Annotated in this window: 19 protein-coding genes; 11 read left to right on the top strand and 8 right to left on the bottom strand. The window is 70.6% G+C overall.

All coding sequences use genetic code 11. From position 1 onward, the window contains the following. Positions 1–135: 135 nt before the first annotated feature. Together BDW27_RS12935 and BDW27_RS12930 are read right to left on the bottom strand one after the other, a co-directional pair. A complete protein-coding gene (locus tag BDW27_RS12935; RefSeq protein ID WP_110049463.1) occupies positions 136–1161 on the bottom strand; it encodes a nitronate monooxygenase in 1026 nt (341 codons plus the stop codon). 54 nt (positions 1162–1215) lie between these two features. Beyond that, positions 1216–2526 carry an MFS transporter gene (locus BDW27_RS12930; protein ID WP_110049462.1) on the bottom strand — a complete coding sequence of 437 codons (1311 nt, stop codon included), beginning with the start codon at positions 2524–2526 and terminating at the stop codon, positions 1216–1218. 201 nt (positions 2527–2727) lie between these two features. Here BDW27_RS12930 and BDW27_RS12925 point away from each other — a divergent pair, with 201 nt between their 5' ends. Both BDW27_RS12925 and BDW27_RS12920 read left to right on the top strand, forming a co-directional pair. Then, positions 2728–3483 carry an SDR family oxidoreductase gene (locus BDW27_RS12925; protein ID WP_017544109.1) on the top strand — a complete coding sequence of 252 codons (756 nt, stop codon included), beginning with the start codon at positions 2728–2730 and terminating at the stop codon, positions 3481–3483. Positions 3484–3630: 147 nt separating this feature from the next. Beyond that, complete coding sequence (locus tag BDW27_RS12920; protein ID WP_370446493.1) at positions 3631–5265, top strand: AMP-binding protein; 1635 nt, start codon at positions 3631–3633, stop codon at positions 5263–5265. Positions 5266–5336: 71 nt separating this feature from the next. On the opposite strand, the gene BDW27_RS12915 is transcribed toward BDW27_RS12920, so the two are convergent. Together BDW27_RS12915 and pfkB are read right to left on the bottom strand one after the other, a co-directional pair. Further along, positions 5337–5606, bottom strand: a complete 270-nt coding sequence (locus BDW27_RS12915) for an HPr family phosphocarrier protein (RefSeq protein WP_017544107.1) — start codon at positions 5604–5606, stop codon at positions 5337–5339. A 78-nt stretch (positions 5607–5684) separates the two neighbouring features. Then, positions 5685–6629, bottom strand: coding sequence for a 1-phosphofructokinase (gene pfkB, locus BDW27_RS12910; protein WP_017544106.1), 945 nt, complete (start codon positions 6627–6629; stop codon positions 5685–5687). A 362-nt stretch (positions 6630–6991) separates the two neighbouring features. Between pfkB and BDW27_RS12905 the strand changes: the two genes are divergently transcribed. The 6 genes from BDW27_RS12905 to ptsP all read left to right on the top strand — a co-directional run bounded on the left by BDW27_RS12905 (position 6992) and on the right by ptsP (position 12593). Beyond that, on the top strand, positions 6992–7753 hold the full coding sequence (locus BDW27_RS12905) for a DeoR/GlpR family DNA-binding transcription regulator (protein WP_017544105.1): 762 nt from the start codon (positions 6992–6994) through the stop codon (positions 7751–7753). A 68-nt stretch (positions 7754–7821) separates the two neighbouring features. Further along, a complete protein-coding gene (mtlA, locus tag BDW27_RS12900; RefSeq protein ID WP_199560640.1) occupies positions 7822–8919 on the top strand; it encodes a PTS mannitol transporter subunit IICB in 1098 nt (365 codons plus the stop codon). Between the two features lie 42 nt (positions 8920–8961). Then, complete coding sequence (locus BDW27_RS27485; protein WP_017544103.1) at positions 8962–9270, top strand: PTS lactose transporter subunit IIB; 309 nt, start codon at positions 8962–8964, stop codon at positions 9268–9270. After that, complete coding sequence (locus tag BDW27_RS12895) at positions 9260–9700, top strand: PTS sugar transporter subunit IIA (protein WP_017544102.1); 441 nt, start codon at positions 9260–9262, stop codon at positions 9698–9700. The genes BDW27_RS27485 and BDW27_RS12895 overlap by 11 nt, the downstream gene beginning before the upstream one ends. 79 nt (positions 9701–9779) lie before the next feature. Continuing rightward, on the top strand, positions 9780–10820 hold the full coding sequence (locus BDW27_RS12890) for a zinc-dependent dehydrogenase (protein WP_110049460.1): 1041 nt from the start codon (positions 9780–9782) through the stop codon (positions 10818–10820). Between the two features lie 84 nt (positions 10821–10904). Then, on the top strand, positions 10905–12593 hold the full coding sequence (gene ptsP, locus BDW27_RS12885) for a phosphoenolpyruvate--protein phosphotransferase (protein WP_110049459.1): 1689 nt from the start codon (positions 10905–10907) through the stop codon (positions 12591–12593). Positions 12594–12686: 93 nt separating this feature from the next. Here ptsP and BDW27_RS12880 read toward each other — a convergent pair whose 3' ends face one another. Then, entirely contained in the window at positions 12687–12875 is a 189-nt protein-coding gene (locus BDW27_RS12880; protein ID WP_110049535.1) for a DUF397 domain-containing protein, read from the bottom strand. A 267-nt stretch (positions 12876–13142) separates the two neighbouring features. Between BDW27_RS12880 and BDW27_RS12875 the strand changes: the two genes are divergently transcribed. From BDW27_RS12875 to BDW27_RS12870, 3 genes are all read left to right on the top strand, one after another. Beyond that, the gene (locus BDW27_RS12875) at positions 13143–14345 is read left to right on the top strand and encodes a helix-turn-helix transcriptional regulator (RefSeq protein ID WP_233515741.1); all 1203 of its coding nucleotides are present in this window, start codon (positions 13143–13145) and stop codon (positions 14343–14345) included. Between the two features lie 159 nt (positions 14346–14504). Then, on the top strand, positions 14505–14726 hold the full coding sequence (locus BDW27_RS27085; protein ID WP_146223259.1) for a hypothetical protein: 222 nt from the start codon (positions 14505–14507) through the stop codon (positions 14724–14726). Then, positions 14726–15232, top strand: a complete 507-nt coding sequence (locus BDW27_RS12870; protein ID WP_110049457.1) for a hypothetical protein — start codon at positions 14726–14728, stop codon at positions 15230–15232. Before BDW27_RS27085 ends, BDW27_RS12870 begins: the two co-directional genes overlap by 1 nt. 552 nt (positions 15233–15784) lie before the next feature. On the opposite strand, the gene BDW27_RS12865 is transcribed toward BDW27_RS12870, so the two are convergent. The 3 genes from BDW27_RS12865 to BDW27_RS12855 all read right to left on the bottom strand — a co-directional run bounded on the left by BDW27_RS12865 (position 15785) and on the right by BDW27_RS12855 (position 18543). Continuing rightward, a complete protein-coding gene (locus BDW27_RS12865) occupies positions 15785–17329 on the bottom strand; it encodes a serine protease (protein WP_110049456.1) in 1545 nt (514 codons plus the stop codon). A 247-nt stretch (positions 17330–17576) separates the two neighbouring features. Then, positions 17577–17912 carry a glyoxalase superfamily protein gene (locus tag BDW27_RS27780; protein ID WP_017544096.1) on the bottom strand — a complete coding sequence of 112 codons (336 nt, stop codon included), beginning with the start codon at positions 17910–17912 and terminating at the stop codon, positions 17577–17579. Then, positions 17902–18543, bottom strand: a complete 642-nt coding sequence (locus BDW27_RS12855) for a TetR/AcrR family transcriptional regulator (protein WP_017544095.1) — start codon at positions 18541–18543, stop codon at positions 17902–17904. Before BDW27_RS12855 ends, BDW27_RS27780 begins: the two co-directional genes overlap by 11 nt. Positions 18544–18682 lie beyond the last annotated feature (139 nt).

Genomic DNA, 18682 nt, shown 5'->3' with positions numbered 1-18682 from the left:
AGGGCTCCCGGGGGTGGACGCTGGGGGAACGGCCACTCTAGGGGCCGGCACCGACAGTCGAGCCGCCCTCGCCCGTGGAGCCCGGGGGCTCAGCCCAGGATCTCACCGACGACTGGCCCCGCCGAATCCCGCGCCTCAGGGGCGCCCGGCGGCGTCGCGCAGCTCGGTGACCAGCTCCGCCGCGGGCACCTCGCGGGCCTGGCGGAACCCGGTCCCCGCCCACAGGGCCATGCCCCCGGTGTCACCGGCCCGCGCCGCGGCGGCGCGCAGCGGCCCGGTCATGTGGTGCACCTCGGGGTAGGCGTCGGGCGCGTCCGGATGCTCGACCATGAACCGGTTGGTGAGCCCGCGCGCCGGGCGTCCGGTGAACGCCCGGGTCAGGGAGGTCTCACCGAAGGCCGGATCAGCCAGCGCGGCCTTGTGCGCGGGCTGCGCGCCGCTCTCCGGGCACCGGAGGAAGGCCGTGCCCAGCTGGACGGCGGTGGCCCCGGCAGCGAGGGCACCGACGACGTCCTCACCGGTCATGATGCCTCCGGCCGCGATCACCGGCACGTCGACGGCGCGCACCACCTCGGGCAGCAGCGTGAGCAGGGGCCTGTCGTCGCCCTGAGCGGGGTCGAAGGTGGCACGGTGCCCGCCCGCTTCCAGGCCCTGCACGCACACGCCGTCGGCGCCGCGGGCCACGGCGGTCCGGGCCTCCTCGACGGTGGTGGCGGCGACGACGGTGGCCGAACCCGCCTCGCGCAGCCGCTCCAGCACCGCCGCAGACGGACAGCCGAAAGTGAAGCTCACCAAGGAGACCGGCTCGCTCACCAACAGGTCGATCTTGGCGTCCCAGGCGTCGTCGTCGTGGGTGGCGGGGCCGACCTCGGCCCCGAGCCGCAGGGCCTCCTTCGCGAGGTCGACTCGGTAGTCGTCGAGCACGGACGCGGGCGCCGGTGAACCGGAGGGGACGAACACGTTCACGCCGAACACCTCGGTCCCCAACACGCGCACCTCGGCGATCCGAGCGGCCAGCGCCTCCACGGACAGGTAGCCAGCGGCCAGTGACCCCAGACCGCCCGCTCCGTCCACCGCGTGGACCAGGGTGGGGGTGGACGTGCCTCCGGCCATGGGGGCCTGGAGGATCCTCCGTGTACCGAGGAGTTCGGGCAGGTTCATGCTCTTCGCCTTCCCACGGGGGTCCGGTGCGGGACCGCGTGACCTGCGCGCAGGTTAACAGGAGGGTGCGGATCGGCCCCGGGCCGCGTCCTCGTTCCGCCGCACGGCCCAGGTGAAGTCCGTCGACTCGGGCAGGAGTCTGGTGAGTACCAGCGCGGCCGACGCCAGCACCAGGGCGAACACCGCCAGGACGGACACGGCGACGGGGATACCCCACAGGTCCCACAACCAACCGAACGAGCTGCTGGTGAGGGCGCTCCCGAGCAGCGTCACCACCGTCACGGCCGAGAACATCGTGTTCCGGTTGGCGTCGGTGAACATCAGTTGGCACCACGCCCCGGACAGCACACCGCCCAGCCCGATCAGGAACTCCGCAGCCACCAACCCCGCCACGAGCGGAACCACCCCGTGGGCCGCCAGGACCAGTGGCAGTCCGATGCCCATCGACAGGAGCGCGCCCCACACGTGCGGCCGGTCCTGGTGCACCCAACGGGCGCATGCCGCACCGGCGGCCAGCGAGAGGCTCATGAGCAGGAGCACCAGACCGTTCAGGCGCACATCGTCGTCGCCGTACTGTGCCAGGAGCATGGGCTGCCAGGACACGACGAGCAGCATGGTGGCGACCATCAGGGACAGCGCCAGCACCACGGGAGGCAGGAAGCGGCGGGAGGCCACCAGCACCACCGACTCCAGGACGATGGCGCCGATCCTCCGGTCCGGCTGACCCGGGGTCGCGGGGAAGCACACGGGGGCCAGAAGGCCCAGCAGGAGGACGAGGACACCTCCCACGGCGATCATCGTGCCCGCCGACAGCCACGTGCCCGCCACCATCACCGAGGCCGCCCCGAGCACGGAACCCATTCGCGTGGACACCGCGCCGACCCGCACGATCCTCGTGATGCGCGCGTTCCTGTCGTGGGGGCCGGTGCGGTTGATGAGGATCGCGTTGAGGGTGCCGGACTTCAGGGACATGCCGATGTTGCCCAGACACACGCCCACCACGGTGAACACGAGTCCGTCCGCCAGGCCGAGGGCGACGAAACCCGAACCCCACACCAGGAGGCCGAGCGTCAGCAGGCGGCGGTGTCCGTACCGGTCACCGAGGGCGCCGCTGGGCGCCTCCATGACCAGTCCGATGAGGTGGCCCCCCGCCAGGATCAGGCCCACGGCCCAGGGATCGGCCCCGCGGGCGAGGATCACGGTGACGAAGACCGCGCCGAAGGCGAAGTCGGCCGTGGTGCTGATCAGCGTGAAGACGCTGAGCCGGGCCAGCAGCGTGAACCGCCTCCCCTCCGGGGGAGGGGGCTGCGGACCGGAAGGCGCGGGTTCGTCCGTGGGGGCTTGGTCGGAAGTGCTGTGGGACATGGGCGGTCCGCTTCCGTCAGGACCCGTGCACCGGGCCGGTGAGGTTTCGCCGACGCTAACAGCGCCCGGTCCCGTCACTCCACGCGTTTTCTCGGCCCCCCAGGGTCGACTCGGCCCCTGGGGACACGGCGGCCCCGCCACGCGGTGGGGACCCCGTCCCCGGATACGCTCGGCGCGACACCTGACCTTGGGAGGAACCACATGACAGCGACCGCGGTCGTCACCGGAGCCAGCAGCGGGATCGGTGCCGCCACCGCGCGCGGGCTCGCCGCCGAGGGCTACGAGGTGGTCCTGGTGGCCCGCCGCGCCGACCGGATCGAGGCGCTCGCCGAGGAGATCACCGGCAGCGGTCACTCGGCCCGCGCCCGGGTCCTCGACGTCACCGACCGCGCGGATGTCGACGCCTTCGCCGAGGAGCTGGGCTCCTGTGACGTGCTGGTCAACAACGCGGGCGGGGCGATCGGCACCGAGACCGTCGCCAACGGTGACCCCGCCGACTGGCGGCGCATGTACGAGGTCAACGTCCTGGGCGTGCTCAACATGACCCAGGCCCTGCTGCCCAAGCTCATCGCCAGCGGGGACGGCACCGTCCTGGTCGTCTCCTCGGTGGCCGGACACGGCGTCTACGAGGGCGGCGGCGGTTACGTGGCCGCCAAGCACGGAGCCCACACCCTGGCCGCCACCCTGCGCCTGGAACTGTGCGGGGAACCGGTCCGCGTCCTGGAGGTGGCTCCCGGCATGGTCAAGACCGAGGAGTTCTCCCTCAACCGCCTGCGCGGGGACGCCGAGCGTGCCGAGGCCGTGTACGCCGGGGTTCCGGACCCGCTGAGCGCCGAGGACGTGGCCGACACCATCGTCTGGGCGATCACCCGGCCGCCGCACGTCAACGTCGACCTGCTCGTGGTCCGTCCGCGCGCCCAGGCGGCCGCGCACAAGGTGCACCGAGTCAAGGAGTAGGCGTCCTCCCGGGGCGGAGGGAAGGCCTTCCCTCGGGCCGGGGTGCGTGATAAGTGTGATCTGGCTTACATGTCCGGAGGGGTGCGGCCAGTGCTCCTCCGGGCGTGGGATCCACTGTCCCGCACGGCTAGGAGCCTGGACTTGAGTGTGAACGCCGCCCTTCCCAGCTACGCCTCCGGCACCTCCACCACCCCTCTGCTCGGCGACACCATCGGCGGCGACCTGGCCCGGACCGTGGCCGCGCACCCCGACCGGGACGCCCTGGTGGACCGGGCCTCCGGGCTCCGGCTCACCTACCGGGAGTTCGGCGCGGAGGTCGAGCGGGTGGCGCTGGGACTGCTCGACCTCGGCGTGGTGAAGGGGGACCGGGTCGGCGTCTGGGCGCCCAACCGGACCGAGTGGGTCCTCGTCCAGTACGCGACCGCCCGCGTCGGCGCCGTCATGGTGAACATCAACCCCGCCTACCGCACCCACGAGTTGGAGTACGTGCTCAACCAGGCGGGGATCTCGGTGCTGGTCGCCGCGCCCTCGTTCAAGTCCTCCGACTACGCCGCGATGATCGAGCAGGTGCGCGGCAAGTGCCCCGAGCTGCGCGAGGTGGTGCTCTTCGACGGCCCGGCCTGGGCGGCGCTGCTCGCCGCCGGTGACGGGGGCGATCCGGACGGACTCCACGAGGTCGAGGCCACGCTCTCCCCGGACGACCCGGTCAACATCCAGTACACCTCCGGCACGACCGGGTTCCCCAAGGGCGCGACCCTCTCCCACCACAACATCCTCAACAACGGCTACTCCGTCGGTGAGCTGCTGGGATACACCGAGGCCGACCGGATCTGCATCCCCGTGCCCTTCTACCACTGCTTCGGCATGGTGATGGGAAACCTGGCCGCCACCAGCCACGGCGCGTGCATGGTCATCCCGGGCCCCGGGTTCGACCCCGCCGCCGCGCTCGACGCCGTCCAGGCGGAGCGCTGCACCTCGCTGTACGGCGTGCCCGCCATGTTCATCGCCGAGCTGGCCCTTCCCGACTTCGACTCCTACGACCTCTCCACGCTGCGCACCGGGATCATGGCCGGGTCGCCCTGCCCGGTCGAGGTGATGCGCCAGGTCATCGACCGGATGGGGATGGCCGGAGTGTCGATCTGCTACGGGATGACGGAGACCTCCCCGGTGAGCACCCAGACGCGGACCGACGACTCGCTGGAGCGCCGGGTGTCCACCGTGGGCAGGGTCGGGCCGCATCTGGAGGTGAAGGTCATCGACCCCGCCTCCGGGGTCACGGTCCCGCGCGGCGTCCCCGGCGAACTGTGCACCCGGGGCTACTCGGTGATGCTCGGCTACTGGAACCAGCCGGACAAGACGGCCGAGGCGGTCGACGCGGGCCGCTGGATGCACACCGGCGACCTCGCCGTCATGGACGACGACGGCTACGTGAGCATCACCGGCCGCATCAAGGACATGGTGATCCGGGGCGGCGAGAACATCTACCCGCGCGAGGTGGAGGAGCTGCTGTACACCCACCCCGACCTGCTGGACGCCCAGGTCATCGGGGTTCCGGACCAGAGGTACGGCGAGGAGCTGATGGTCTGGGTGCGCATGCGCGACGGCGCCGATCCCCTCACCGCCGAGGCCCTGCGCGCCTTCTGCGAGGGCCGGATCGCGCACTACAAGATCCCGCGCTACGTCCACGTGGTGGACGAGTTCCCCATGACGGTCACCGGCAAGGTCCGCAAGGTCCAGATGCGCGAGGAGGCCGTCCGTCTACTCGACGGCGGGCTGATCTGAGGGGCGGACTGATCTGAGGGGCGGGCTGGCCTGGAGGGGCGGGCGGGGACGGCCGCCCGCCCCGGTCCCGGCTACTTCGGGTCCAGTTCCTTGCCGAGCATCTCCACCAGGCCGTCCAGGGCCGCGTCCGAGTTCTCGTCCTCGCAGGTCAGCGTGATGGTCTCGCCGTGCGAGGCCCCCATCGCCATGACCGCCAGCACGCTGCGGGCGTCCACCGGCTTGTGGTCCGCGCGGGAGACGGTCACGGGCAGACCGGTCTCGTTGACCGCCTGGACGAAGAGTGTCGCGGGCCGGGCGTGCAGGCCGAGGAGGGATCCGATGACAACGGTGCGCTCGGGCATGTCAGTCCTTGGAGGGTGTCGGGCGGGGCCGGGAGGTCCGGCCCCGGTCACGGTGGTGTGTGGCTGTGGAACGGGTGGTCACGACGACGGTTCGATGCGCCAGTCAGGGTCGGGCTCGGTCGCCGGGCTGACGCCGTCGGTGGCGACGTCGTCGGGGTGGGGGACGGTCGTTCCCGGAAGCGCGACGGCCGCGGTCCCCCAGGCCACGGCCTGACGGAGGCGCTCCTCTGGGGAGCCGTCTCCGGCGAGGAATCCCGCGAGCGCGCTGTCACCCGCGCCCACGGTACTCCGGGTGCGGACCCGGGGTCCGCGTGCCCAACGCACGTCCCGCTCCGTGACGAGGAGCGCTCCGTGGCCGCCCAGGGTGACCAGCGCGGACTCGTTTCCCCAGGCGAGGACCTCACGGGCCGCCTCGGTGACGTCGCCGAGGGTGGTCAGCTCGCGGTCGACCAGCGCCGCGAGCTCCTCCTGGTTGGGCTTGAGCAGGGTGATGGATCCGGCCTTGGCGGCGGCGGTCAGCGGCGCACCGGAGGTGTCCAGGGCCAGGGGCACGCCGTGGGCGGCGGCCAGACTCGCGACCCGCACGTACAGGTCCTCGGGGACCCCGGCGGGGAGGCTGCCGCTCGCCACCACCCAGGCGGGGGAGCGGGTCAGCTCGTCCTCCAGGGCGTCGAGCAGGGCCTCGACCTCCTCGGGGGACATCACGGGGCCGGCGGCGTTGAGCTTGGTGGTGGTGCCGTCGGACTCGGTGACGGTGACGTTCCCGCGGGTCTCACCAGCGATGGGCACGGTGACGCGGGGCAGGTCGCCGAGGAGGGTGACGAGTTCGGCCCCACCGCCGCCGCCGACAGGGAGGAGCGCGCGTGTGGTGACCCCGTTGCCGAACAGGGCCCGGGAGACGTTCACTCCCTTGCCGCCCGCCTGGGAGCGGGTGTCGCGCACGCGGAGCACCTCGCCTCGGACGAGGCGGTCGACCTCAAGGGTGTGGTCGACGCTCGGGTTCGGGGTGAGGGTCAGGATCATGGGTGCTCTCTTCGAGGGGTGTGACGCGCCCGGTCCGGGTGCCTCCGCAGTGGAGGGGTGCGCCCGAGGAGGTGGGGTTCCGCTGGCTGTGGGTGTCTCCATGGGGGATGTGGTTCTGTCTTTGATTATGTGTGTTTGTCTGTGTGTGTCAATGGTGTGACGCGGATCCGATGGATGCTTCTCGGGGGACCGAGGGTCGCGTGACCCGTGCTGTCTCCTGGTCACAACGCCCGAGGGTCGGATGATCCTTCTGCTGACAACCTGGTGGGGTTGCTGGGATATTGGGGTGAGATACCCCTTGTGTGTCCCATGCAACACCATTAAACTCACCGAAAACCACACCGAAACACAGGTGATCCAACATGTACGCGGAAGAGCGCCAGAAGGTGATCCTCGAACGCGCCCGCCACGATGGTCGGGTCGACGTGACGGGTCTCGCCTCGGAGTTCGACGTGACCTACGAGACCGTCCGCCGCGACCTCACCGCCCTTGAGCGGCACGGGGTCCTGCGCAGGGTCCACGGTGGCGCGATCCCCGTCGAGCGACTGGGCTTCGAGCCCGCCCTCACTGTGCGCGACTCCGTCATGACCCAGGAGAAGGAGCGGATCGCCAAGGCCGCGCTCGCCGAACTTCCGGACGAGGGCGCCATCCTCCTGGACGCGGGATCCACCACGGGGCGTCTGGCCGAACAGCTGCCCACGGACCGCGAGCTCACCGTCGTCACCAACTCCCTCTCAATAGCTCTCACCCTCACCCCACGAACCAACATCAACCTCATGCTTCTCGGCGGCCGTATCCGGACCCGGACCCAGGCCAGCGTCGAGTCCTGGGCCCTGCGCGCCCTCGCCGAGTGCTACGTCGACGTGGCCTTCATGGCCTCCAACGGAGTGTCCGTCGAACGAGGCCTGACCACCCCCGACCCGGCCGAGGCCGAGGTCAAGAGGGCCATGATCGCCTCCTCTCGGCGCTCCGTGCTCCTCGCCGACCACACCAAGGTCGGCAACGACCACTTCGCCCGTTTCGCCGCTGTCGAGGACCTCGACCTCGTCATCACCGACAACGGACTCGCCGACGGACTCGCGGACGAACTGGAGACGGCCGGTCCCAACGTCCGCGCCGTCTGACCCACCCCACAACCACTCTCTCCCCGGCCGAGGCAGACCGCCCGCCGGACCTCCCAGGAGGTTCCCCCATGTCAACCCAGCAGAGCAGACTCGTCAACGTGCGCTCGGGAGTCCAGCGCTTCGGCGGCTTCCTGGCGAGCATGGTGATGCCCAACATCGGCGCGTTCATCGCCTGGGGCCTCATCACGGCGCTGTTCATCCCCGACGGCTGGTGGCCCAACGAGCACATGGCCCAGCTCGTCGACCCGATGATCGGCTTCCTGCTGCCGCTGCTGATCGGGTACACCGGCGGTCACCTCATCTACGACAAGCGCGGCGGCGTGGTCGGTGCCATCGCCACCATCGGTGTGATCGTCTCCGCCGACATCCCGATGTTCCTCGGCGCGATGCTGGCCGGTCCGCTCGCCGCGTACCTGATCAAGCAGATCGACAAGGTCCTCCAGCCCAGGACCCCCAGCGGCTTCGAGATGCTGGTCAACAACTTCAGCGCCGGCATCCTCGGTGGCCTCATGGCCATCACGGGGCTCTACGCCATCGGCCCTGTGGTCACCACCATCGCCTCCTGGCTCGGCCGGGGCGTGCAGTTCCTCATCGACCTGTCGCTGCTGCCGCTGGTCTCGATCATCATCGAGCCCGCCAAGGTCCTGTTCCTCAACAACGCCATCAACCACGGTGTCCTCGGACCCCTGGGCGTGGTGCGGGTCGCCGACCAGGGCAAGGCCATCGAGTTCCTCATCGAGACCAGCCCCGGCCCGGGTCTGGGCATCCTTGTGGCCTGCATGCTCTTCGGCCCGAAGCTGAGCAGGGCGACCGCCCCCGGTGCGATCATCATCCACTTCTTCGGTGGCATCCACGAGATCTACTTCCCGTACATCCTCGCCCAGCCGAAGCTCATCCTCGCGGCGATCGCCGGTGGCATGTCCGGCATCACCACGTTCCTCCTCTTCGATGTCGGCCTGCTCGCCACCCCGGCGCCCGGCAGCATCTTCGCCCTCATGGCGGTCACCCCGCGCGGCGACCACATCGGTGTCCTGGCCGGAGTCCTGGTCGGAACGCTCGCGTCGTTCGCCGTCGCCTCGCTGCTCCTCGGCTTCGGCCGGGCCGAGCGCAAGGCTGAGCGGGAGGCCGCCGAGGCGGAGAAGGCCAAGGCAGACCAGGGCGAGTAGCCCACCGAAACCCCAACCACCACAGAACTGGGAGAACCGTTCATGGCCACCATCGAAGGCTCCGACATCAAGAAGGTCGTCGTCGCCTGCGACGCCGGGATGGGCAGCAGCGTCCTGCTCACCTCGCAGCTCAAGAAGAGCCTGTCGCCCCACGGCGTCACCGTCGAGCACTCGCCGGTCGACCGCATCCCCGAGGACGCCGACCTCGTCCTCTGCCACGCCGGTCTCGTCGACCGCGCCCGCCACCGGGCGGGCGACACCGTGGTCGTGCCCTTCCAGATGTTCCTCGGCGACCCCGCGTTCGCCCGCGTGGAGGCGGCCATCCGGGACGGTGGCACCCTTGGCGACTGACCTCACCCTCACCGCCGAGTCGGTGCGGCTCGGCGGGACCGCCAAGGACCGCGCCGACGCCATCGACCAGTGCGGGGCCCTCCTCGTGGAGCTCGGCGCCGTCGAACCCGGCTACGTGCCCGCCATGCACGAGCGCGAGGCCTCCATCCCCACCTTCGTGGGGGAGGGGGTGGCCATCCCGCACGGCACCGACGCCTCGCGGACGATGGTCAAGAAGACGGCCCTGGCCGTGATCCAGTTCCCGGAGGGGATCGACTGGGGCGGGCCCACCGTGCACGTCGCCATCGGCATCGCGGCCTCCGGCGACGAGCACCTCAAGGTGCTGTCCTCGCTGGCCGGGGTCCTCACTGACCCCGAGCGCGCTGCCAGCCTGCGCGGAGCGACCAGCGTCGAGGACGTCCTCGAGCTCCTCGCACCCGCCGCGGGCTGATCCCCAACCACCGAACAGACGCTCCACCGGTCGGGGCGGAGAACCCGCCCCGGCCAAGCCCCACCAGAAAGGCCCGAACATGCTCGTCGCCCGCTTCTACGCCCCAGGTGACATCCGTCTGGAGCAGGCACCCGAGCCCACCCCCGGACCGGGGCAGCTCAAGATCGCCGTCGCCAACTGCTCCACCTGCGGCACCGACGTGAAGATCTCCAAGCACGGCCACCACCACATCCGCCCGCCCCGGGTCATCGGCCACGAGATCGCGGGCCGGATCGTCGAGGTCGGCGAGGGCGTCGACGGCTGGGCCGAGGGCGACCGGGTCCAGGTCATCGCGGCCATCCCCTGCGGGAAGTGCGTGGAGTGCTCCGACGGCCGCTTCACCGTCTGCTCCAAGCAGGAGTCCATGGGGTACCACTACGACGGTGGTTTCGCCGAGTACATGATCATCCCCGAGGCCGTTCTCGCGGTGGACGGTGTCAACCGGGTGCCGGACAACATCGACCTCGCCGAGGCCTCCGTGGCCGAGCCGCTGGCCTGTGTGCTCAACGGCCAGGAGATCGCCGGTGTGGGCGAGGGCGACACGGTCGTGGTCATGGGCGCCGGTCCGATCGGCTGCCTGCACGTGCGGCTGGCCCGGGCCAAGGGCGCGGCCAAGGTGTACCTGGTCGACCTCAACCGCGGCCGCCTGGACATGTCCGCCGCCATCGTGGAGCCGGACGCCTCGATCTGCGGCGAGGAGACCGACGCCGTCGCCGAGGTCCTGCGCCTCACGGGTGAGCGCGGCGCGGACGTGGTCATCACCGCCGCCGCCTCCGGGAAGGCCCAGGAGGACGCGCTCCGCATGGTGTCGCGCAGCGGCCGGATCAGCTTCTTCGGCGGTCTGCCCAAGGACGCTCCCATCATCCAGCTGGACTCCAACGTGGTGCACTACAAGGAGATCTCGATCTTCGGTGCCAACGGCTCCAGCCCCGCGCACAACAAGCGGGCCCTCGAACTGATCTCCTCGGGTGCCGTCCCGGTCGCCGACCTCATCACCGAGCGGATGCCGCTGTCGGACGTCCACAAGGCGATCGAGACCGTGGCCTCGGGCACGGCCGTCAAGGTCACCATCCAGCCCTGACGCTGACCCTTCTCCGGTTCGGTCCGGCACACCAGACCGATTCCGGGTAGCTACTCGAAAACAGACCCCCTCAGGAGAGCGCACATGGAGCAGACGAACCCCACCCGGGCACTGGAAGGCATCGCGGCTGGTCCGGGTGGGGCCGTCGCTCCGGTGGCCAGGATGGCGGCCCCACCCTCACTCCCGGAGACCGAGCCCGAGGTGACCGACGTCGGGGCCGAGAAGGAGTCCGCGCGCGCCGCTCTGGAGAGTGTGGCGACCGACCTCGAAGGCCGGGCCGCCGGGCTCGACGGTGAGGCCGCGGCCGTGCTCAACGCGCAGGCGCTCATGGCCCGCGACCCGGAGCTGCGGCGCCAGGTCGAGGAGGGCATCACCGAGAACCGGGCCGCCGCCTGGGCGGTGCGGGACGCCTGTGGCCGTTACCAGGACCTGCTTCTGGCCGCGGGGGGCTACCTGGCCGAGCGCGCAGCGGACCTGGCCGACATCCGGGACCGCGCGGTGTCCGTCCTCCTGGGGCTGCCCATGCCCGGGCTGCCCGACCCCGGTCACCCGCACGTGCTGGTGGCCGAGGACCTCGCGCCCGCCGACACCGTGCGCCTGGACACCAGCCAGGTGAAGGCCATCGTCACCCGCCTCGGTGGTCCCACCAGCCACACCGTCATCCTCGCCCGTTCCCTGGGTCTGCCCGCCGTGGTGGGCTGTCCGGGAGCGGAGGAGCTGACCGACGGCACGCTCGTCGCCGTGGACGGGGACAAGGGAACCGTCGAGGTGGATCCGGACCCCGAGGTGGCCGAGCGGGTTCGCCTGCGGGCCGAGCGGCGTCGGGCCGTGCTGGCGGAGAGCTCCGGTCCCGGCCGCACGTCCGACGGTGTCCCGGTTTCGCTGCTCCTCAACGCGGGTGAGGGCGACCCGGACGAGGCCGGTGCGCACGACAGCGAGGGCATCGGTCTGTTGCGCACCGAGTTCCTGTTCCTCGACAGGGCTGAGCCGCCCACGGTCGCCGAGCAGACCGAGTCCTACACCAAGCTGTTCCGCGCCTTCGAGGGCCGTACCGTCACCGTGCGGACCCTGGACGCGGGTTCGGACAAGCCGCTGGCCTTCGCCGACACCGGCGAGGAGGACAACCCCGCGCTGGGGGTGCGTGGCTTCCGCACGACCCGCGTGCACCCGAACCTGCTCTCCGACCAGCTCACGGCCATCGCGGCCGCGACGAAGGCCTGCGAGCACACCCGGGTCCGGGTGATGGCGCCGATGGTGTCCACGCCCGCCGAGACCGAGGAGTTCGCCACCCTCGCCCGTGAAGCGGGGATCACCGAGGTCGGCGTGATGGTGGAGGTGCCCGCCGCGGCGCTGCTCGCTGACCGGCTGCTGTCCCGGGTGGACTTCGTGTCCATCGGCACGAACGACCTGGCCCAGTACACGATGGCGGCCGACCGCACCCTGGGTTCGCTGCCTGACCTGCTGGACCCCTGGCAGCCCGCGCTCCTGAGCCTGATCGGCCAGGTGGGGGCGGCAGGGAAGAGGGCGGAGCGTTCCGTGGGGGTGTGTGGTGAGGCCGCCGCAGACCCGCTGCTCGCGGTGGTTCTGGTGGGACTCGGCGTGACCAGCCTGTCCGCCGCGCCCCCGGCGCTGCCCGCCGTGCGCTACGCGCTGGCGCGGCACACCGAGGAGGAGTGCCGCGCGCTGGCCAACCTCGCCCTCAACGCGGAGACTCCGGCGCAGGGGCGGGAGGCCGTCAGGAAGGCCGCTCACGCGGAGGTCACCGACCTCTGATCGCGACAGGGTTCAGGAATGCGGCGTCCGGATTCCTGAACCGCTGTAGCCACCGAAGAGGCCCTGGGTTTTTCCCGGGGCCTTTTTGTGTTTCTAGCTCCCGGCGCGCACCCCGGTGAGGAGGGCTGACCATTCCTGACAGGGGAAGAGGAGGTGTCCGGCCTCGCGGTTCTGGGTGTCACGGACGGCAGCCCCGGTGGTCAGGTCAGCGACCTCGACACAGTTGCCGTTGCCGCCGCTGTACGAGGAGGACCGGAAGCCGAGTACACCAGGGTCGAGCATGAGGTTCACGGATGCCTTTCAGGATGCTTCGACGATCCCGTGGGGGGCAGCTGACGCTGGACCGCAGCGCTCTCAGAGAGCTACCCACAGGTGAGGCCGACCATTCCGAGGTCACCTGACTCTGATCCTCCTGGGAACGGGATTCCTCATTGGCGGGAGCGGAGTTCCGTGAATTCCTTTCATGGCAAAGGCCCCGCCCCGTAGCCTGACAGTGCGACCTGATCAGGAAGGGGAGGGGCCATGCCCATCGATTGTACCCCGACGGAAGTGCCCGATTTCGGAAAACGCCTACGGCACCACCGCACACGGAAGGGCCTGACCCGTGCGGTCCTGGGCGGGCTCGTCGGCCGCTCGGCCGAATGGGTCAAAGCGATCGAGACCGGCCGTCTACAGGTGCCCCGGCTACCGCTGCTGCTGCGGCTCGCCGAGGTGCTCCAAGTGAAGGACCTCGCGGACCTCACCGGAGAACAACGGTTGTCGGCCACCACTGTCACACGTGACGCACACGAGAAGCTGCCCGCGATCCGCACCGCGTTGACCACCTATCACCTGACCTCCGCGGACACGGAACCTCTGACCTCTCGTCAGGTGGCCGACCGGGTGCGGCACGGATGGCAGCTGTGGCACGGCAACCGGAACCACCGCAGCGGGGTGGCCGAAGTGATTCCGGACCTGCTGGCCGACATCCAGCGGACCGTGCGCCAAGTCGAGGGAAACGAGCGGCGCCGGGCCCTCACCGCCCTGGCGCAGGTGTACCACCTGGCGCAGCTCTACGTGAGCTTCCAGCCCGCGCAGGAACTGGTGACCCTCACCGGGGACCGGGCGATGGCGGCGGCCCAGGACGCGGACGACCCCCACGCCATCGCAGTGGCTGCCTGGTACATGAACCACGTGTTCCGCGACGCCGGTGAGCGGCATGAAGCCCGGGTCGACCTCGCCATGAGCGCGGCACGACTGGTCAAGCCCGCCCACGGCCCCGAGGATCTTGCTCGGTGGGGTCTGCTGCAACTCGGAGCTGCCCTGTCACACGCCAAAGTCGGCAAGTCCGGGGACGCGTGGCGCTACTGGGACCGGGCTGACCAAGCGGCCCGGCGGCTCGGGGATCAGTACGCGCACCCCTATCTGATCTTCGGTCGGGGGATGGTCGACGCCTACGCCGTCACCATGAACGCGGACCTTCTCCAGGGCGGGTCTGCCGTTCGGGCGGCGACCAGGATCGACCTCGCGTCGATGCCCTCGGCCACCCGGAGGAGCTTCCACCTGATCGAGTCGGCTCGTGCACACGATCTCCAGAACGAGGACATCGCGGTCGTCCACCTGCTCAACAAGGCCTACGAGGAGTCCCCCGAGACCGCGAGGTACAACCGGTTCGCGCGCTCAGCCGTGATCAGGCTCAGTGAGTCGAGGAACGGCATGATTCGCGACGACGTACGCTCGCTCGCTCGCAGGATCGGAGTACGGGTCGCCTGAGTGGCGCGGGTCCGGGGGTACGACTCGTACCCCTTGTCGAGGGGGTAGCGACGCTACCCCCTCCCTCGCGTTCGGAGACCTAGGGTCAGGGAGTCCAGACCCCGGCGAGCCGGTAGGAGGGCTCCCGGGGCACGGCCAACGCTGACTAGGAGCGCCGACATGCCCGACCTTATCCCCTGGCTCGCCCCGCGAATCATTGGCGCTGCCGGAGACCTCTCACACCGCCCCCGACGCCCGCGCAGGGCTGGGCGCGTGCGCGGCTACGCCGCGTCCCTCCGCCCGCCGCTCATCCCCTCGCCCCGGCGACCGCTGGACACCGCACCCCTGGACGTCCTCCACGCCGTCCTGGCCGGACTGCGCCGACTGGGGGTGTCCCTCTGATGCTGGACACCTACACCGGGGACCTTCTCGCCGCAGTCGGGGACGCCCTCCTCCCTCCAGCCCGCCTCACCCCTCAGGAACTGGCCGAGTGGCACGCCCACACCCTGCGCAACCGGCTCCCACTGATCCACGAGGCCCTGCGCATGGCTCAGGAGGAAGACGACGCCGAGCTGGCCACCCAGATGATCGACCAGGCCATCACCGACCACCCCAACCTCCCGGCCGCTCCCCGGGCTGAGCGACGGGTCCCCCGGGAAGGCTCATCCGGCGGCGAACTGCCCGTCCCGGAGCACGTCCTCTGCGATCTGCTCTACCGGCACTGGGCGATGACCATCGAGGGAAAGCCACCCCACGAGAAGTACGTGGCGCGCCGCCCCCTTGGCTGGTCGGGCGAGGGCGACCCCTTCGAGCGGATCACCGCACCCACGCGAACGGAGCTGCTGAGGCTGCTCGCCCATCGCCACTTGGGCGTGGGAAAGCCGGACCCCGGGCCGTCCACCACCTGATCCCAGCCGCTCGCGCGCCCGCTGAGGACTGGCGGGCGCGCGGGCCGATCGGCCTCCCTCGGTCGCGTGAGGGAGCCCGAGGTTCGTCGGGCGACTTTCGCTCTTGGGGGATCGCCTGGAGCTGGTCCATGGACAGTTCGGGCGGCACCCCACGAGCTTCTGATGAGTTCGCCGACGAGGCCACCTCGCAGGCGCCCACCGGACGCTTCGCCCTGCTCCCGCCCCGGAAGTCGCCGAGTGTCACGGGAAGCGAGTCGGGGTCGCGGTCGAACGCCAAGCATTGGAATCTCGCCGGTCCCGCCTCCGCCTCCGCGCCGAACATCTCGCCGTGTGCGCAGTCGCCCCAGTGGTCCCCCCCGAGTCGCCCCAGTGGTACCAGTGCATCAGCGGCTTCCAAGCCGACGATGCCCCGGGCAGGCTTCTGTGGAAGCCGCCCGGGGCATCGTGCATCCCGGGACGTCCTTGCTCCGCCCCCACCAAGGGGGTGAACCAAGTACGCCCGAAAGGGCAACGGAGGTCGTCGTCCACGTCGAGGCGTGGAGCCCCGACCGTTCAGGAGCGCGCGGCCCCGGTGAGGGTGCAGTCCGGCTGTGCCAGGTCCAGTTCGGACCCGGCGGTCAGGCAGTTCGTGATCATGTGGACCTGCTGGCCGTAGGCGCGGCCCTGCTCGAAGGAGAGGTCGCCGTCCCCGTCCACCTCGCAGGGGTTGTTGTCGGTGCACTCCTCGCCGTTCCGGTTGTGGGTGTTGTGGACCCCCACCACCGTGGAGCCGTCGGGGGCCAGCAGCGCCGAACCGGACATGCCCGGCTGGACACCGCAGGCCTCGTCCGAGGCGTAGCGGATCGCGTCGTCCTGCTCGTAGCCGCCCTCGCGCAGGTGCGGGACCACGGCTTCGGCGGAGCACTCCAGACGGGTGTGGGGGACGAGCATGCTGAGCGGGTCGCCCGCGCGCACGGGTTCGGAGGCCAGTTCGAGGACCTTGGCCCCCTCTGACTCCAGCTGCCCGTAGGTCGTGTCCAGGCGGTAGAGCGCGACGTCGGTACCGGTCATCGTCGCGTACACCAGACGCTCCAGTCGGGCGGTGGCCCGGGGGTAGCCCTGGGGGCCGCCGACGTGCACCTCGCCGTCGGCCGGGTGGTCGACCAGCGCGCTTCCGGGGGCAGGACGCTCCTCCTGCACGCAGTGGCCGTTGGTCAGTAGGAGCGCGGGGTCCTGCGGGCGCGAGGAGGCGGTGCGCACCACCGACCCCGCGCAGCTGCCCAGGCGCGCTGCCCCCTCCACGTCCGGGATCTCGTCGTCGGCGGGCACGTCGGTGCCGTCGATGATGCCCTCGATCCACTTGGTGTGCAGGGTGGCGTCGGTGAACCAGACCGGGGCGTCGGTCCCGCTCGGGCCGCTGACCACGCCAGCCACGGCCCACTCACCGTCCTCGCGGACCAGCGCGGGCCCGCCCGAGTCCATGTTGGCCGCGTTGACGCTGCCGTCGCGGCTACCGATGCACAGCTCGTCGGTGGGGCCCGAGGACCCGCACGCGGAGACCGGCTGGACCACGGTGTCGGCCTCGTGCAACCGGTTCGGGTAGCACGCCGGGTCGTCGCTGTCGTCGCAGGTCATGCCCCATCCCAGGAGTCGGGCCGGTGCGCCCTCCGCCGGGGTGCTGCGGGCGATTCGCACGGGTTCGGCCTCGACCGGGGCCGCCAGGTGCATCAGGGCGAGGTCCCTGCCCCAGAAGCCGCCCTCGTCGTTGTTGGTCGCCAGCCGGTAGTAGTGGTCGACCTCGGCCACCTCGCCCCCGGAGGTGCTGTCCAGCGACCCGATCCGGACCTTCCAGCCCTGGGGGACCCCCACCTTCGCGTTGGTCGGGTTCTTGCCGGCGCAGTGGCTGGCGGTCAGCACCCACTGGGGGGCCAGGAGCAGGACGCCGCAGCCGTGGCCGTCCTCGCGCGGGGGCGCGGGGTAGGAGGGCTGGAACGAACCCATGAAGGAGTAGGTACTGGTGGACTCGGTGCCGCCCACGATCGCCTGCGCCGGGACCGCGGAGAACAAGGGAACGGCGAGCGCGCACGCGGCACCGAGCAGGAGGAGTTGTCTACGCATCTGCCGGAACCTACTCGGGCCCGTGTTGCGTAAATGTGTGGTGACCCGCGGCGGAGGCGTCCGCCGGAGCGCCCTCCGGCACCGCAGTGGCTCAGCTACCCGATGAGCAGGCCATTGCCCCTTTCGGGCTTACGTGGTTCGCCCCCGCACCAAGGACCTCTCCCCCTCCCGGCACCCCAGCGGGCGGCTCGCCACGGTTCGAGGCGGCGGAACTGGACCTGAGCCTGCTCGCGCTACCTCTGAGGGGTCAGTCCTTCGGGGTGCCCACGCGCAGACGATTCCCATCGGGGTCGCGGAGTTCGATCTCGCGCGCCCAGGGCGCCTCCTCCACGGTGGTCCCGAACTCGGCCGCGATCGCGTCCACATCCCGCACCCGCAGGTACACCAGGGTGTCGGGGCGAGCATCACCCGTGTGCTCGGACAGGAACAGCCGGATCGTCCCCCGAACGATCTCCACGAAGGCCGGGAACCCCGGCTCGAAGCGGTGCTCCCACTCCTGAGCGAACCCGAGCCTTTCGTACCAGCGCACGGCCACGGAGGCGTCGGCCACGCGCAGGACGGGGACGACCTCCTCAGGCGCCATCAGCCCTGCTCCAGGTCCCACAGACGGCGTCGGGGACCAGGTCGAGCTGTTCCAGGAACGACCGCAGCAGCCCGTCGGTCTTGTCGCCGCACCCCGAGTCCGCCCAGACCTGGAATCCGTTGTTGAGCGTGGCGTAGAACACCGCCGCCACCAGGGCGGGCCGGTGGTCGGTCGGGTCCACTCCGGCGCGTTCGGCGATGACGCGGGCGAGCCGGGACTGGCGGCGGGCGCAGTAGCGCATGTTCACCTCGATGAGCTCGGGGCTCTGTGAGATGAAGTTGGCCGCACTGCCCTGGAGGTGCAGCTCCTCGCGCTCCAGGACCTCCCAGTGGTCCCGCATCGCGTTGCGCAGCGCGCGGAAGGGCGGTTCGTCGGCGGGACGCTCACGCACGAACGCGCACAGGAGAGCGTCGACCTCCTCGATCGCCTCCAGGACCACGTTCTCCTTGGAGGCGAAGTACCGGAAGAACGTCCGCTGGGAGACCCCCGCGCAGGCGGCGATCTCCTCGGTGGTGGTCGCCTCGTACCCCTTCTCGTGGAAGAGGCGCAGGCCGGACTCGATGAGGGTGTTGCGCAGTTCGGCCTTCTTGCGCTCGCGCAGTCCGACGTTCTCGGGGCTCGTCGTGCTCATGGACGTGCCTCCACTCCCGGGGTGACGCCTTCTTCCTGTCCCTGGAGGATACACGCGAGCAGAAGTGACGTCAGTCACTGACAAAAGTCAGCGATTGTCAAATGTCAGCCGCTGACATAATGTCGCCTGGTACGGAAAG

Origin of the sequence: Nocardiopsis sp. L17-MgMaSL7, from assembly GCF_003182025.1 — a bacterium.
GTDB classification, from domain to species: domain Bacteria; phylum Actinomycetota; class Actinomycetes; order Streptosporangiales; family Streptosporangiaceae; genus Nocardiopsis; species Nocardiopsis prasina.
Note: the sequence above shows the minus strand (reverse complement) of the source record. Positions and strands in the feature narration are given on the sequence as shown.

Excerpts from the sequence above, each read along its gene's own strand:
- BDW27_RS27780 (WP_017544096.1), bottom strand. The coding sequence starts at position 17,912 with ATGGCGCCTGAGGAGGTCGTCCCCGTCCTGCGCGTGGCCGACGCCTCC.
- BDW27_RS27085 (WP_146223259.1), top strand. The coding sequence starts at position 14,505 with ATGCCCGACCTTATCCCCTGGCTCGCCCCGCGAATCATTGGCGCTGCC.
- BDW27_RS12915 (WP_017544107.1), bottom strand. The coding sequence starts at position 5,606 with ATGCCCGAGCGCACCGTTGTCATCGGATCCCTCCTCGGCCTGCACGCC.
- BDW27_RS12930 (WP_110049462.1), bottom strand. The coding sequence starts at position 2,526 with ATGTCCCACAGCACTTCCGACCAAGCCCCCACGGACGAACCCGCGCCT.
- BDW27_RS12870 (WP_110049457.1), top strand. The coding sequence starts at position 14,726 with ATGCTGGACACCTACACCGGGGACCTTCTCGCCGCAGTCGGGGACGCC.
- BDW27_RS27485 (WP_017544103.1), top strand. The coding sequence starts at position 8,962 with ATGGCCACCATCGAAGGCTCCGACATCAAGAAGGTCGTCGTCGCCTGC.
- BDW27_RS12935 (WP_110049463.1), bottom strand. The coding sequence starts at position 1,161 with ATGAACCTGCCCGAACTCCTCGGTACACGGAGGATCCTCCAGGCCCCC.
- BDW27_RS12890 (WP_110049460.1), top strand. The coding sequence starts at position 9,780 with ATGCTCGTCGCCCGCTTCTACGCCCCAGGTGACATCCGTCTGGAGCAG.
- BDW27_RS12925 (WP_017544109.1), top strand. The coding sequence starts at position 2,728 with ATGACAGCGACCGCGGTCGTCACCGGAGCCAGCAGCGGGATCGGTGCC.
- BDW27_RS12905 (WP_017544105.1), top strand. The coding sequence starts at position 6,992 with ATGTACGCGGAAGAGCGCCAGAAGGTGATCCTCGAACGCGCCCGCCAC.
- ptsP (WP_110049459.1), top strand. The coding sequence starts at position 10,905 with ATGGAGCAGACGAACCCCACCCGGGCACTGGAAGGCATCGCGGCTGGT.
- mtlA (WP_199560640.1), top strand. The coding sequence starts at position 7,822 with ATGTCAACCCAGCAGAGCAGACTCGTCAACGTGCGCTCGGGAGTCCAG.
- BDW27_RS12880 (WP_110049535.1), bottom strand. The coding sequence starts at position 12,875 with ATGCTCGACCCTGGTGTACTCGGCTTCCGGTCCTCCTCGTACAGCGGC.
- BDW27_RS12855 (WP_017544095.1), bottom strand. The coding sequence starts at position 18,543 with ATGAGCACGACGAGCCCCGAGAACGTCGGACTGCGCGAGCGCAAGAAG.
- pfkB (WP_017544106.1), bottom strand. The coding sequence starts at position 6,629 with ATGATCCTGACCCTCACCCCGAACCCGAGCGTCGACCACACCCTTGAG.
- BDW27_RS12865 (WP_110049456.1), bottom strand. The coding sequence starts at position 17,329 with ATGCGTAGACAACTCCTCCTGCTCGGTGCCGCGTGCGCGCTCGCCGTT.